This window comes from Nonomuraea sp. CX421 (assembly GCF_059358955.1).
The window spans coordinates 1-14,168 of the sequence record NZ_JCADBK010000030.1; the positions used below are offsets into that span (position 1 = coordinate 1).

Annotated in this window: 12 protein-coding genes; 4 read left to right on the top strand and 8 right to left on the bottom strand. The window is 66.8% G+C overall.

The window, feature by feature from the left end:
- The first annotated feature begins 210 nt into the window (after window positions 1–210).
- Window positions 211–840, top strand: coding sequence for a class I SAM-dependent methyltransferase (locus AC5L3X_RS34270; RefSeq protein ID WP_189122621.1), 630 nt, complete (start codon window positions 211–213; stop codon window positions 838–840).
- Between the two features lie 30 nt (window positions 841–870).
- Here AC5L3X_RS34270 and AC5L3X_RS34275 read toward each other — a convergent pair whose 3' ends face one another.
- From AC5L3X_RS34275 to AC5L3X_RS34295, 5 genes are all read right to left on the bottom strand, one after another.
- The gene (locus AC5L3X_RS34275; RefSeq protein WP_494862583.1) at window positions 871–2,412 is read right to left on the bottom strand and encodes a site-specific integrase; all 1,542 of its coding nucleotides are present in this window, start codon (window positions 2,410–2,412) and stop codon (window positions 871–873) included.
- Window positions 2,409–2,744: a helix-turn-helix domain-containing protein gene (locus AC5L3X_RS34280; protein WP_093175773.1), complete on the bottom strand. Its 336-nt coding sequence runs from the start codon at window positions 2,742–2,744 to the stop codon at window positions 2,409–2,411. Before AC5L3X_RS34280 ends, AC5L3X_RS34275 begins: the two co-directional genes overlap by 4 nt.
- Window positions 2,741–3,865 (bottom strand): tyrosine-type recombinase/integrase, encoded by a 1,125-nt coding sequence (locus tag AC5L3X_RS34285; protein WP_494862586.1) that lies wholly within the window; start codon window positions 3,863–3,865, stop codon window positions 2,741–2,743. The genes AC5L3X_RS34280 and AC5L3X_RS34285 overlap by 4 nt, the downstream gene beginning before the upstream one ends.
- Before the next feature lie 540 nt (window positions 3,866–4,405).
- Complete coding sequence (locus AC5L3X_RS34290; RefSeq protein WP_494862588.1) at window positions 4,406–6,163, bottom strand: hypothetical protein; 1,758 nt, start codon at window positions 6,161–6,163, stop codon at window positions 4,406–4,408.
- A gap of 154 nt (window positions 6,164–6,317) precedes the next feature.
- Entirely contained in the window at window positions 6,318–6,983 is a 666-nt protein-coding gene (locus AC5L3X_RS34295; RefSeq protein WP_494862590.1) for a response regulator, read from the bottom strand.
- 1,045 nt (window positions 6,984–8,028) lie between these two features.
- Here AC5L3X_RS34295 and AC5L3X_RS34300 point away from each other — a divergent pair.
- The 3 genes from AC5L3X_RS34300 (at window position 8,029) to AC5L3X_RS34310 (ending at window position 10,262) form a co-directional block, all read left to right on the top strand.
- On the top strand, window positions 8,029–8,622 hold the full coding sequence (locus tag AC5L3X_RS34300; protein ID WP_494862591.1) for a hypothetical protein: 594 nt from the start codon (window positions 8,029–8,031) through the stop codon (window positions 8,620–8,622).
- 331 nt (window positions 8,623–8,953) lie between these two features.
- Window positions 8,954–9,388, top strand: coding sequence for a hypothetical protein (locus AC5L3X_RS34305; protein ID WP_494862593.1), 435 nt, complete (start codon window positions 8,954–8,956; stop codon window positions 9,386–9,388).
- A gap of 262 nt (window positions 9,389–9,650) precedes the next feature.
- The gene (locus AC5L3X_RS34310; RefSeq protein WP_494862595.1) at window positions 9,651–10,262 is read left to right on the top strand and encodes a hypothetical protein; all 612 of its coding nucleotides are present in this window, start codon (window positions 9,651–9,653) and stop codon (window positions 10,260–10,262) included.
- A gap of 31 nt (window positions 10,263–10,293) precedes the next feature.
- Here AC5L3X_RS34310 and AC5L3X_RS34315 read toward each other — a convergent pair whose 3' ends face one another.
- From AC5L3X_RS34315 to AC5L3X_RS34325, 3 genes are read right to left on the bottom strand one after another with little or no spacing between them, the layout of a single operon-like run.
- Window positions 10,294–10,530 (bottom strand): hypothetical protein, encoded by a 237-nt coding sequence (locus tag AC5L3X_RS34315; protein WP_494862597.1) that lies wholly within the window; start codon window positions 10,528–10,530, stop codon window positions 10,294–10,296.
- Entirely contained in the window at window positions 10,527–12,968 is a 2,442-nt protein-coding gene (locus tag AC5L3X_RS34320) for a tyrosine-type recombinase/integrase (protein ID WP_494862599.1), read from the bottom strand. Before AC5L3X_RS34320 ends, AC5L3X_RS34315 begins: the two co-directional genes overlap by 4 nt.
- Window positions 12,961–14,160 carry a tyrosine-type recombinase/integrase gene (locus AC5L3X_RS34325; RefSeq protein WP_494862601.1) on the bottom strand — a complete coding sequence of 400 codons (1,200 nt, stop codon included), beginning with the start codon at window positions 14,158–14,160 and terminating at the stop codon, window positions 12,961–12,963. The genes AC5L3X_RS34320 and AC5L3X_RS34325 overlap by 8 nt, the downstream gene beginning before the upstream one ends.
- Window positions 14,161–14,168: the final 8 nt, after the last annotated feature.

The following is a 14,168-nucleotide window of genomic DNA, read 5'->3' on the forward strand; positions in this document are numbered from 1 at the left end:
CCATTGAGGCGATTGCCTCCTAATAGTCCACCGGATTACAGGTGGCCTTCTCAAACACCATCTCCCTGGGCGCGGCCGTGGTCGCCAGCGGCTTGTCGCGCCACCGGGTGATGGCCTTGTCCTGGTAGCCGAGCGAGTCCGATACGACGGCGCAGGATTCGGCACCGGGCCGGAGAACAGCTGAGAATGGGGGGTGCTAACTTCCTTCCCGTGGCGAAGCACCAGGACGAGACCAGGACGGCCTACGACGGGGTCGTCGAGTTATATGCGTCGATGTTCGCTAACCGACTGGAGACGCAGCCGTTCACACGGAACATGATCGGCACCTTCGCCGAGTTGGTGCGTGGGACGGGGAATTCGCGGGTGGCGGATGTCGGCTGCGGGCCCGGACATCTGACGGCCATGCTGCACGACCTGGGGCTGGATGCCTTCGGGCTCGACCTCTCTCCGGCCATGGTCGACCACGCTCGGCGGGCCCATCCGGCGCTGAAGTTCGATGAGGCCCGGATGGAGGAACTCCCAGTTGAGGACGGCGCGCTCGGCGGCGTGCTGGCCCACTACTCGATGATTCACACCCCTCCTGGGGAACTACCCGCGCTGCTCGCCGAGCAGGCGCGTGTCCTGGCGCCGGGGGGCCTTCTCCTGGTCTCATTCTTCGGAACCGACGCGCCCGAGCCGGTCCGCTTCGACCACAAGGTGACACCCGCCTATAGCTGGCCGGCGGACCGCTTCGCCGAGTTGCTGGCCGGGGCTGGGTTCGCCACATTCGCGCGGCTGCTCCACGACCCGGCCTCCGAGCGGGGCTTCCTGGACGCCCACTTGCTGGCCCGTCTCCGCTAGAGAATGGCCTTCTGCTGTGGGCTCTCGTAGTCAACTGTCGCCGGCTCCCCGAGGAGGCCGGCTTGTCGGTGACCTTGTGTGATCGCCAGCGGCGTATCGGCTCCATGTCCCGCCGGTCTCTCTGATGAGGCGGCTGGTGGTCTTGTTGTGGTAGCCGAGAGCGTCGGCAACGACGGGAGCGGGCAGTTCGAGGAGCTGCTGGCGGATGGCGGCGCCACGTGCTGCGGAGGCCGGGATCCCGGCCTCGTTCAGGAGCGCGGACAGGTGGTCGGGGCGGGCTGGCTGTCCTGCCCGGCGGCCCGGGAAGAGCCATCGGGAGGCGGGGTTGGTGGCGGTGTTCATGTTGTCGCGGTTCGCTATGTGCTCCAGCAGCAGAGCGGCGACCGGTGCGGGAACGGGCGAGGCGGGTTCACCGAGCCGTAACAGTAGGGTGTCGCCGTCGTGGACCACGTCGTCGACGCTGAGCCGGACGATGCGGCTCACGGGCTGCGCATAGAGGAGCACGATGACCCCCGCGACACGCAGACGTATCGGAATCTCCGTGTCGGTCAGCAGTCGGCCAAGGGCGTCGAGGCGTTCGTCTTCGCTCAGTGCGGCCCGCCGGGAGACCTTCATCGCGGGGATGGACAGGGAGCGTGGGCAGTTACGGGTCTGCATGGCCCAGCTGAGAAAGGCCCTCAGGCAGGTGCGGCCGTGTTCGCTGCTCTCGGCCCACCAGGCGTCGATGTCGATCTGGCCGCAGGACGCGAGGCTGTTGTTGCGTTGGCCGAGCCATTGCAGGAAGGCGGTCGCGTACTTGATCTGTTCGGCGGCGAACCTCCGGACGCTGGGTGTGATGTGGCTTCGCTCGGCGCGGGCCCGCAGCCGCGGGAGGACGCGCCAGGTCGCGAAGAGCCTGATCGTTTTGACGTGCTCGGAGTCGGTGATGCTGGCCAGATGCCCGGGAAGCCAGCGTTGGAAGGAGCAGAGGTACTTGTCGACCGTAGGCAGGACTCCGCTGGTCATCAGGAGTTCTTCCAGGTGAGCGGCGGTTCGCCAGGGCTGGAGCTCGTGGAAGGCGTCGTGGGTCAGCGAGATCTGGCCGAGGCCGAGCTGTTGCAGCAATCGGGAGGCGTTCGCCGGTTGGCTGCGGCGCATGGCCAGCCAGGCCAGTCCGCTGCCGGGCTTCTCCATCGCCACCAGCAGGTTGAACAGCGGGACCAGCGCGGGACGGATGCGGCCGGTGCCGTCGTCCAGGAGCGCGGTGAGGCGGTCGCTGAGCGTGCAGCGCTCACACAGCCGCCCGCCCAGGAGCTTGCCCTCGAAGCCGCAGCGTGAGCAGTCGAAGGTTCGGGAGAAGCCGGCGCAGGTGGTGCAAATCGGGACTCCGTCACCGGGGCGGAGCCCAGGCAGGGCCCGGTCCTGGCCGCATCCCGGACAGGTACCCCGTGTCCGGACGGCGCGGTCCGAACAGGTGCGGCAGACGTATCCATCCGGCCAGGTGCCGGCCTTGTGCCTGCGGCGGCCGCAGCGGCAGCACTCGGCCATGTACCGGCGTTCGTACTGCTCGCCGGTGGCGTAGGTGCGGGTCATGCGTCGGGCAGGATGCGGGCCGCGCGGGGCCGCAGCTTCGCGACGTTCGCGGGCGGTGCGGGCAGGTTGTCGGTGGCGGTCTTGCGGACCCCGGCGTTCTCGGCGGTGGTGTCCACCAGGTCGGCCGGAGTGCAGGACAGGATGTCGCAGAGCGCGGCCATGACCTGCAACGACAGGCGTTCCGGGGTGCCGGAGACCAGGCGGTGGACCTGGGAGGCGGACAAGTCGATGCCCCGTTCGCGCAGCAGCGGCACCAGTTCGGTGGCCGTGAAAATCTGGTGCTGGGCCATGACCTCACGCAGCCGCCACGTGTAGCCGACCTTGCGTTTCATGCCTGCCTCTCGGTCTGGGTCCCAAGGGCCGCGGCGATGGTGGCATCCAGGTGCCGCCGCAGGGTGCGGGTGCGGAAGTCCGAGGAGACGCAGGTGTAGAGCGAGGTGGTGCTGGCGTGCTCGTGGCCGACTTGCTCCTGGACGAAGCGCGGGTCCCAGCCGTCCTCGATGAGGTGGGTGACGTAGGACCTGCGGAAGGAGTGGAAGTCCAGCCCCTCGTCGAGGCCCAGGGCCTTGCGGTAGGCGATGAAGCGGGAGTTGAGCCGCTGGCAGCCGATCCGCAGGCCCCGTTCGGAAGGCCAGGCCGCCGGGTTGTCGTTGGTGCCGAACAGCGGGTGGACCTCGGTGAACCACTCGTCCAGGACGTCCGGAGTCCAGTCGAACACGGTCAGCACCCCGCGGCGCTTGGGCGGCGAGCCCTTCTTGGCCTTGCCGAACCGGACCTGGCACCGGCCGTACACGCCGAACTCGCCGCCGTGCGGGTTGCGGCCGAAGTCGGCGGCGTCCAGCATCCGCGTCTCGTTGCGCCGCAGTCCGAAAGCGTAGGCGGTCTTGAACAGGGTCGCGTCGCGAAAGGCGGGCAGCCAGCCCTTGCGGCCGAAGGCCCGGATGCGGGCGACCTCGTCGTCGCAGTGCGCGAAGAAGGCGTGCAGCTCGGCCTTGGTGAACGCGCGCTTCTTCGCGTCCGCCTCGTTGTCCTGGACGTGCATGGCGGTGTTCCACTCGTGCACGACCTGCACCGGGTGGGTACCGAACCGCTCTTCGCAGGTCGCCGTCCACTCGTAGAGCGGATCGGTGATGAAGTGGCAGAACGCCCGCACGGCCTCGGAGTACGAGCGGATCGTGGAGCGCTTCAGGTCCCGCAGCGAGCGCAGGTCACCGAGCCACTCGTCGACCATCGCCGGTGTCCAGTGCCAGGGGTAGGTGTTCACATAGTCCGCGAACGCCTTGATTGTGTTCTCTCGGCCCTCCACGGTCGTCCGGGCCAGATTCCGCGCGAGCTGCTGGTTGGCGAACCCCATCAGCATCGCCGCGAAGACCTGTTCTTCCGGCCGCAGCAACGCGACCCCGTCGACCAGGTGCAGCCCGGCCGCCCCCGGTATCGACCCGTTGAACCCCACCGGTTCACCACCCTCCGCGACTCGCATCAGATGCGAGAAAACCGCATCCTATGCGAGTCGTCGGCGGAGTCCCAGGCCAGCCCCCTGCACGGGTCGCAGCAAGGCCCTCGTGACCGGTATCGTCGCGGCCAGAATCCTGCTCAAGTACGCAGGTCCACAGCGTGATTGCTCCCCTCTCCGGGCAGATTCTCCACCTGTTGCGAGTTCGCATCCGATGCAATTGGCGGCGCTTGGAGGATCGGACCGGATTTTGGCGCTACGCCACCAGGGCATGCATTCGGTACCTACCATCGCCGGACGGACGCGGCCCCTCGACGACCTCACCCACCGTATGCTCGGCGACTGGCTGGAGCACCGACAGACCCGCTGACCCAACACCGCTCCGGAGCTACCGCCGGCGGGCAAGATCCACAAGTGGTATCAGTCCTGGCGAACATCTCGGCACGCGGCGCTGGCAACGTGGCGCCGGAAGTCGCGAACCTCTGGCGCCCAATCTCGCGAATGAAGTCGCCTGCCCCTCCGGCGTCGACGCCTGAGCGGCTACTCGGCGGGTCTGCCGTAGGCGTTGATGTACGTCTTGGAGAGATAGTCAGGCTCGATGGGGTGGCTCCACTTCACCCTGATCTTGACGTACGGCTTGCTGGATGCTCTGGGGTATCGCTTTCCAACATAGTCCTCGATGAACCAGTAAACGCCGGCGGAGTTCTGCTGTTTCCAGAAGTAGGTGTATTTTCCGCCGACGCCGCGCCAGGCGACGTAGATGTTCTCCTTATAGCCTGGCCAGGGGCCGCCGGCATTGTGTGCGTTGACCCTGACGTCGAGCAGGCGGGTGCGGCCGTTGCTGTAGGTGCGATACCGCACCCAGATCCAACCGCCGAAGCCGCCGCGTGCCAAGGCTCTCTCGGCGGTGTAGTCCTTGTAGGTGACTCTGGCGTAGGTGTGGGGCTCAATGTCGGGGTCGATCGGTACCGTCTCGGTACCTTCCTCGACCAGAAGTGGTTCAGGTCCGGGCTCGCCGTCGGGGTTGTCGACCTCGGTGAAGTAGCCGGTGACGGTGACGGTAACGTGAACGGTGCCGGCACTGTGGTTGGTGATTTTGATGCGGCCGTCGAAGCTCGGAACGGTGAGGTCGAACCCGTTGGTGCTTTCGGCGGTAGCGAAGTTGACGCTGGAGACGTTTGGGTCGTCCTCATCGGCTGGGTAAGCCGACAGCCAGCCGTTTTGGGTGGCCTGCCGGGCGTTGATGTTCAGCGCGGCGGTGAGAACCTCGTCGGGGTTGAGTTCGGAGGCGCTGGTGACGTCGAGGGTGACGGTAGCGCCTGCGGACAGTGGGCTGGTGCCGGCACCACCGATGCCGCTGACAGTGTCGTAGATGGTGGCCGTCGGTACTGGATGGTAGGGCAGGCCGGTGTCGTCGGCGCTGGGGACCGTGAAGTAGCCGCGCGCTGAAATCGACACGTGGACGGGTCCGGCCCCGTGGTTGGTGATTTTTAGGTCGCCGGTCGCGGTGAGTTGGGTGATCATCAGGGTGGCGTTGTCCTCGCCGGGTACGTAGGTCAGCCCGCCCGACCCTGGGGACTGGTCGGACGGGACCAGGGTGAGCCACCCTTTGTCGGTGTGCTGGGTGGCCACCACGTTGACGGCGACCGCGTCGACGCCGGTGGCGGGGACGCCGAAGGTGCCGGCCACATCGAAGACGGCCGTGCCGCCATTGCCCAGGATCGGAGTTGTGCGAGCCGGGGTGCCGGTGCCCGAGCGGGTGTCGTACAACAGCGGCGTGCCCAGCGGATGATAGGTGGCGCCGCCACCTGCGGTGAAGTAGCCGCGCACGGCGACGATGGCGTGGGCTTGGGCGCCGGCGCCGTTGTTCTTGAGGGTCAGCTTGCCGGTCGTGCTCAGCCGTACGACGTCGGCGCCCACGGTCGCTTCACCCTGGTGATAGGTGAGCATGGAGGCGGTGGTGGGCTGGTCGGAGGGGTACAGACTGAACCAGCCGTAGGCGGTCGGGCTGTTGGCCTGGACCGTCACCGCGACAGCTGTGACGCTCGACGCCGGCACGCCGGCGCGGCCGGCAAGCTGGAAGCTGACCGAGCCGTTTGCGGGCAGGATGCCTGCGGATGCGCCCAGACCGCTGCGGGTGTCCAGGACCGGAGTGGTCGGCAAAGACACGAACTGGCCGTCGTCGATGGAGGCCGCCGCCGGCCGCGGATCGACCGCGCAGAGCAGAGCTGAAACAGCCATCAGGACCACGACGAGGACCGTTGACCGTCGGCGATCCGGTAAGGGCAGGTTGACCATGGTTTCTCCCACGAGACTGGCGTGCCGGAGCGAGCGCCAGTCACGGTATAGGTCATCGAAGTCTCGCCACATCCGCCTGGACACGTATTCGCGTCTCTGCCGATCCTCGTAGTCAGCGGAGCAGCGGCTGGCCTCTCGATCCAAGGGCTCGTGGTCAGGTCGATTCGAGCAGCCTGTTCTCGTAGGCGAAGATGACCGCCTGCACCCGGTCGCGCAGCCCGAGCTTGGCCAGGATGTGGCTGACGTGCGTACGGACGGTCCCTTCGGACAGGAACATCCGGCCGGCGATCTCGGCGTTGGACAGCCCCGTGGCGACCTTGGCCAGCACCTCACGCTCGCGGTGGCTGAGCAGCTCGGCCCGCGGGCTGACGGCGGCGGCGCCTGGGGACGGCCCATGGGTGACGAAGTGGGAGAGCAGCAGCCGGGTCGCCGACGGCGCCAGCACCGATTCGCCACGGTGCACGACCCTGATCGCCTCGACGAAAGCCTGCGGGCCGACGTCCTTGAGCAGGAACCCGATGGCCCCGGCCTTCAGCGCACCGAACACGTACTCGTCAAGGTCGAACGTGGTCAAGACGAAAACCTTCGGCCCGCTGGCGGCGCAGATGCGGGCGGTGGCCTCCAGGCCGTCCATGCCCGGCATGCGGATGTCCATGACGACCACGTCGGCCTCGATCTCGGTCGGCAGCTTCAGCGCCTGGCGGCCGTCACCTGCCTCGCTGACCACAGCGATATCCGCTTCCCGGCGCAGCACCAGCTGGATGCCGGTCCGGACAAGCTCCTGATCATCGACCAGCAGCACGCGCAGGGGGGCCGTCATCTCTCTCGCCCACGGCAGTGTCGCATCGACCTGGAACCCTGCCCTCTCCAAGGAGTGGATCTGATGTCCAGGCGTCTTGCTCCCCTTCGGCGCCGCCAGGCACCACGCAGGCGGGTTTGCGGGGCGTCCGGGCCTGCTCTGATCCCGTGGCCCAGATCGCCGCCGACGGCCGAGTGATCTTGCCGGGTCACGACGGCGTCGCCTACCGCTCCGCAGGCGCCCGATAGCTTGGCCGCACGAAACTGCGGCTGCTGAGGCTGCTGCCTGATGGCACCGCCCTGCCCGAGCGCAGCCTGCAGAAGGTCCGCGCCGGTGAGCCTTCCAGCGACCACACCATACGGCGGCTTCTGGAGGCCAAGGCTACCCCCGCCTCGCCCCGGTCAGTCTCGCCACGACTGGGTCACGCAGGCCCTCGGCGAGGCAGGCGCCATCGAGATCAGGCACGGCGGCAACCACAAGTTCGCGTGGACGATAGGGCCGCGCCACCAGCGATCCCGCGTCATGATCGGCACGCCGATCATCCCCTTCCCCCGCCGAGACCGGCACGCGCCCTCGTCTGCCTCACGCTTCCGTTGACGCCCGGTACGGCAGCGACAGGCGCACCGGCCAGAACACCGGCTCCGCGCCGCCTGACGGCACCGGGCACGTGCCCGGTCACGAGTCTGCCCCTCCTCCTTCACCGGGCGGCTGATGTCGTACGCCTCTCACCCTGTTGCTGACGCGGCAGCCAGCCAGGCGCTTGGGTGAGGCGCTCGGGCCGTGCGGTGTCCCCCTTTCCGGCTTCGCAGCCTGCGTCACGGCGGCGCGCCTCGCAACCGTCCTCGCGCCCCGCTCCGCGGTTCCTGGTGGGCGAGTTCGGCCTGTTCAAGATCTTTTGCTGGCGCAAAACATCTTGAACAGGCCGAAACGGACGGTTGCGGGGCGCTTCTCCGTGCCGCTGACGGCTCGTTGCCGGACGGGGGAAGCCCGCCGCAAACGGCCCAGGCCCTCACCACCAAGCCTTCGTCCGGCAGCCCGTCCACCAGTACAGGAAAGGAAGTTCCCCATGCTGCCTGAGGTGAAGGCGTTCTACGAGGCCCTCGACAGCCGCGATCACGAGCTCGAAACCCGCCGCGTGCGCACCGCGCATCGGGTTCCGGACTGGGACCACACCATGTCTCCCGACCAGGTCACGGCCTACTTCGAGGCGAAGGACAAGCGGCACGCCGCCTTGCACGAGCTGGAGAGGGCGCACAAGATCAGGCAGGCCGAGGCGTACCAGAAACTGATCGCGTCCGAGGACCCGCTGGTGCGATTCCTGGCCACCGACCCGCAAGTGCGGCGTTACCCCGAACACGCCGAAACCGCGCTGAAGGCCCTGCCGATGAGCAGGGAAGAGATGGAGGAGTTCGGCGCCGGCCAGAACTGGTGCGACGAGTACGAACGCCTGCTCAGGCACGCGGACAGGGCCGGCGTCCTGCCCGCGCCGACCCCGGACCTGGCCGACATCGAGCCGCTGGTGCACGAGGTCGTGAACTCGTCCGGCATGAACGAGCGCCGCCTGCGGACCCTCGTCAAGAAGCACCTCCCGGGCATCCTCGCCAGCGCAAAAGCCAAGAACGCGCAGCAAGCCCAGGAGGGCGTCCCGACGACCGCGTAAGAGAGGCCAAAGGGCGGGGTGGCGGACGTACGATCGTCCGCCACCCCGTCCCTTGGGGCAGCGCCGAGCGCGGTGCCGAGCCGGGCCGGCGCTCACCTGAATGAGCGTGACCGGCGACCTCGTCGCCGCCTCACCCGAGGAATAGCTGCCGTCGACGAGGTACGGCGAATCAGCCGGTCCCGCGTCACGATCGGCGCGCCGTGCATTGCCTTCCCTCGCCAGGCCCAGCGTGTCTGATCACGCCTCGCCAGCAGAGCGATCTGCCCGCCACCGCCCGCTGCCCGGGTCGGCGGCTCTTGCATGCCCCCTGGAAGAAACATGGAGGACCCTCGTGGTGCAGCTGCCCATCGTGGTCGGACTCGGCGGCGGAGTCGACTCCGTCAAAGCCACCCTCGATCTGCTGGACGACCCGATCGCCCTGCGCTATCTGCTCCAGGGCGCGGTGATGATGGCCCAGACCGGTCACGAGTGGCCCGACACCAAACGCGACCTGGAAGAGGAGCTGTTCCCGCGCCTGGCCGCGGCCCGGGTGCGCACCATCCAAGTGGCCCGCCGTGGCCTGTTCAAGCGCGATGGCGTGACGGTGCTGGATGACACCGACCAGCCGACGACCTGCTTCACCCGGCCGACAAGGCAGCGTCCGTACTACACGCTGGGCCGCGAGCTGCTGCTGGCCGGCACCATTCCGCAGGTGGCCGGGCCGCGTCCGTGCAGCCTTCTCTGCACCTTGTCAAGCTGGGCTCGCCTACGTGTGCGTGGACACTAACGTTGAGGGCGAACGCGTCATTCAGGATGAGGATGTGGTGGTGCGAGAAAATCCCAGCAGCGTGAGACCGACGGGGGGCCTTGGCGTGCGGCTTGTCGGCTTGATGTACACCTTGTCGTTGTGCCTGCTCTCTACGGAGACATCCGGTCTGCGTGAGACGTCAAGGCCATGCTCCAAGAGCAGCGCCAAGGCCCTCGCGATCACGACACAAGCAGCACATCCCACGTTGACATCGATGGCGTCGAGGTCCCAGGTTTAGTTCATGGAAGAGTTTCGCATGGCGCGCGCCTTTTCGGCTGCGACCGTTATTCGGTTGTTTCTCCCTTCCGTCCTCCTAATCCCCGTATGGCTGTTATTCATCGCTTTCATCCCTGATCGTCATCGTATCGAACTGGTGTTCCTTGCAGCAGGGGCGACGGTGGCCTTCGCTGGAGTGCGGTTGGTCAGGTGGCGGCAGATGGCCGCTGCCACGGTTGCGCGCATCTCTCCTGAGGGCGTGGAGATGGAGGACTGGTACGGATCGCGTGTGCGCCTGGCATGGCGACATGTTGAGCGCATCGATGTCGTGGGAAGCCTGATTCCCAGTCCACGGACCATTACCAAGGCCGGCAGGATAGGTGTTCGAACCGGAGCCAGGCAATGCATCGGCCTGGTCGGCTGGGGCGAATACGAGATTCCTCACAACGCCCCCAACTGGTTGTCGGCCCATCGGGCTCGGCTGCCCATCGATCCGGCATCGGGTCTACAGAGAATCAGCATCCCCCTCGGCGTTGTCGATCCCTTGTGGGAACATGGCCTGATGGGTGACCAGGTCCGTCAGCACAGGCCTGATCTCTTCCAGTCGACCGCCGCTCCCAGCGCGCATCCTGCCTAAAGGACAGCAGAGCAGCCGGTCTCACCGTAGATCACTCCGCAGTGATGACTTCGTTGACCGCGGCGCGGGCGGCCGATTCGTCGACGATGGCCTTGTCGGCGATGCAAGGTGGCCAGCAGGGCTTGGATAGCCGGATCGAGCGCCGCCAGGCGTCGTCCTTGGAAGCCCACGGTGCGGCGAATGCGAAACGGGGATCGCGGTTGATGCGGAGGTTCCCTCGATCCGGCTCTTGGTCTGAGTTCCAGGCTGGACGGCCTGCGGGCATCATGATCGTGACCTCGGTGAGGGCATGCCCAGGTCCACCTGTCGTGTGATCTTGGTGAGGCGGTTGGCTTGCTGATGTTTGTCGCTTAGGAACCGGAGCGTGAGGTCGATGCCTTCGATCTCACCCAGCCATCCCTCAGCGACGGCTCGCCGACGCCGCAGGTGAAGGTCTTCCTCAAGTTCTTGCAGGCGGGGCAGCATCTTGGGGTTGATGTGCAGCATTGGGCAGCGGATGCAGGCGTGTTCATGCTGGCACGGCGTTCCGTAAGGGCGTCCGCAGGATCCGAGTTCGACCTTGCGTTTGTCGAAGTGTTCTTCGAACTCGGTCATCTCCTCGGTGGTAGCGGGTCGGTATTCCTCTGCGGGGCGGAGTTCGCGGCGCCGGGCGAGGAAGTCCTGGTAGTGGTGGGTGACGTCCTCTTCGAAGACCGCGACGTAGCCACGGGTGGTCTGGAGGTTGAGGTGGCCGAGCAGGGCTGCGCCGATGTGGATGGGCAGACCGTTGTTGACCAGGTCGGTGGCGAACAAGCGCCGGAAGTCGTGTGGGGTGAAATGGAGTCCCTGGAAGGCCGGGTTGGTTTCGGCGATGGACTGGCAGCGGCGTCGCAGGGTGTGGTTCACGGTGCCGGTGCCGGTGACCCGGCGGACAGCGCCGATCTGTCGTTGGAACAGGTAAGGCATGGGGGCGCCCCAGAGCCGTTCGTGGCCGTCGTAGCGAGGCAGGAGCGGGATCGGTCCATGGGCGGTGTGCCGCCGGATGATGGTGGCGATGACGTGGAAGAGTTCGGCGGACATGGGGATGACACGTTCACGGTCGGTCTTCGAAGGAGCGATGACCAGTAGAGCGATCACTTCGCCGCTGGGGCGTTGATACTGGCGGACACTCATGTGGGTGAGCTCGACGAGTTCCTCGACCCGGATACCTGTATGCCGCAGGACCTCCTGGTATGCCCACTCCCAGAAGGCCGCTTCTTCTTCGAGGACCAGGTGGCGGACTGTGCCGGTCTCCAGGTCAGTCACCCGGACTGCGGCGTGGACTGGGTCGTCGTAGCTGCGTCGGTCGTTGCGGCCGTTCGTCCGCTGGTATGACCGTCCCAGGTGGGTGAAGTGCCCGCCGAGCGGGGCGCTGCGGGCAGCTGCTAGCAGGTCGCGGACGCTGGTGTAGTGGTCCTCGACCTTGGCGACAAGCGTGGGCAGCAAGGGCTGGCGCTGCCGAATACGGTCGGCCATCCGGTCGTTGATGCGCCTACGGCGTTGCGCGAAGCCCCGCAGGTCGTTGGGCGGGATCGGACAAGGGGCAGCCCAGTGTGCCCACCGTTCCGGCTCCTCCAACGCCCAGCTCTGCAGATCCATGTAGAGGGCGCGGACCGGCAGTAAAACGGTTCCGCCGACGTCCGCGCGGGGCTTGCCGTCCTGACGGTAGCGGACGGCTTCGCGCCACTGCTGGTAGATCTCGTCTGAAAGATGAAGATCTTCTTGGTTGGGGGCGATCTGCTCGATCTTTGACCAGAAGTTCCCGGCGAGGTTGCGGGCGAGCCCTTCCTGGGTGTTGTAGTCGGTGTCGGCCTTGCGGCGGGTGATGTAGTCGATCAACAGGCGCCGGACCTCGGGGGTCTTGATCTCGTAGAAGTCGATCATCTCCTCGACCGTGCGCTGGCCTTTGTAGATGTAGGTCCGCAGCGTGGGCGGAGTACTGGGCGGGAAGTGGCCCATGTTGAACAGCACGTCCCAGGCGAGTTGCCCGGCGAACTTCGTGCCACCGGCCACCGTTCCGACGACGAGCCCGTGTCGGCGGCATTCGTTGGCGTAGAACAGCAGCGCCTCGGGTGTCAGGTCCGCCAGAGTGATGCCCTGGGTCGTCAATGCGCACGACACGTCGAACTGGGCGGCGTACTGATGCTTGTGCGGGGCCCGGGTCTCGGTGACCTCGTCGAAGAACTTCGCAAGTAGGGGGTCCCGCTGGGTGGCCAGAAACGCTTGTGCGTACCGGTTGAACTTGTTGGACCGAAACGCGACCAGGCTCGGCTGAATGACCCGTAGGCAGCACAAGACCTTGAGCCCGGTTACAAGGTTGTAGCCATGGTACTTGTTGTCGCTGAGTCGGCTCACTGGCTGACCACGCTCGTTCAGGCCGCTGGCCTCCCAGCGGTCCTGCCAGGTCGGGCCGTCGAAGCCATCCAGAATCTCAAGCAGACGCTGCGTCCCGGACCGACGCTTCTGGCTAGAACTGCTGTCCTGAGCACCCATTACGGTCTCGGCAAGCTTGACCAGTGCCTCGATCGAGGTCCTCGACAACTCCCCGAACGGACGCGGTGGCACCGAGGGAATGGCCGGGGCGGCCTCCAGTTCCCCGGCGGCGAACCGGGTGCCTCGATCCCGCCGGTCCGGGTCGCTCCGCAGCTCAGGAGAACGCCGGTTGCGCAGCGTGTAGCGGCTATCCACCGAACACCGCCGCGATGTCCTCAGCGGCGTAGCCAGCTGCGTAGGTACGTTCCGGCCGCGGCCGCTCATAGTGCTCCTGAAGCTTGTCGAACATGTCCTCCACCCGGACGGTGAGGTAACGGCCGGTCGTCTCGATCCCCGCGTGGCGCAGGATGGTCTGCACCTCGGCCAGCGTCAGCTTCGGATCGTTGGCCATCCGCGTCGCGGCGGTGTGCCGCAGATCATGCAGAGTCCAGTTGGTGCCAAGCACCTCGTTGGCGCGCTGAAGCACCCGCCGCATTGCCCAGTACGTCATCGGCCGCTGCTGCCCCCGGCGGGTCCGCCACAATGAAGCGTCCGCCGCAGGAACACCGTCCTGGTTGAGGTAGAACGCCAGATACCGGAACGCCTCGGGTGAGGCCGGCACCGCCTGCCGCAGCCGCGTTCCTTTGGAAACCACGTAAACCCGAAGACCTGCCCAGTCCACATCGCCCACGCTCAACCCAAGAATCTCGCTGGCTCTGGCGCCGCTGGAGACGTAGAACAGCAGCAGTGCCCGGTCCCGGTCGCAGGTCATGGCGGCGAACAACTCATCCCACAACGGGTCGGGGATCGACCGGGGAGCCGCCTCGGCGACACGCTGCCGCAGCCGTGCACGCCGGAACACTGCCTTGGCGTCGATCGGGCTGCGGTGCGCCAGAGCGGTTCGCCGGTCCCTTGATGACGGAATCGGGTTGACCACTGGGCCGCGACCGAAGTGCGCATGGAAGACGTAGAAGCTGTAGACCACACTCAACGTGTGGTTGACGGTCCTGGGTGCGTACCCGGCGGCCAGCGACGGCTTACCTGTCCGTACGTTGACGACGCCCGGCGCCGCACTGCCCGGGCGAGTCCGCCGTCGCTGCGGATTCCTCGCGGACTTCATCCAGCCGACCAGCACGTCGGCCTCCGAGCCGGTCGCAGCCTCCCACGCGATGCCCAGCACCCACAACACCCGAAACCACCGCAGCAGATCATGGCCGTAGCTCCGACACGTCAACGGGCTCATGTCGCTCAGCGCCAGATCTCGTAGATACCGGGTCACCGGTTCGACCTCGACGCCGGCAGCGTCCCTGACTACGAACGGCGGAATGTCACCCGCCCCCTCCTCGACCGTCCCGAGCCGAGGAAGATCCACCCGGCCCTCCATCAACTGTTGCCTCAGATCTGACATGCACCAAG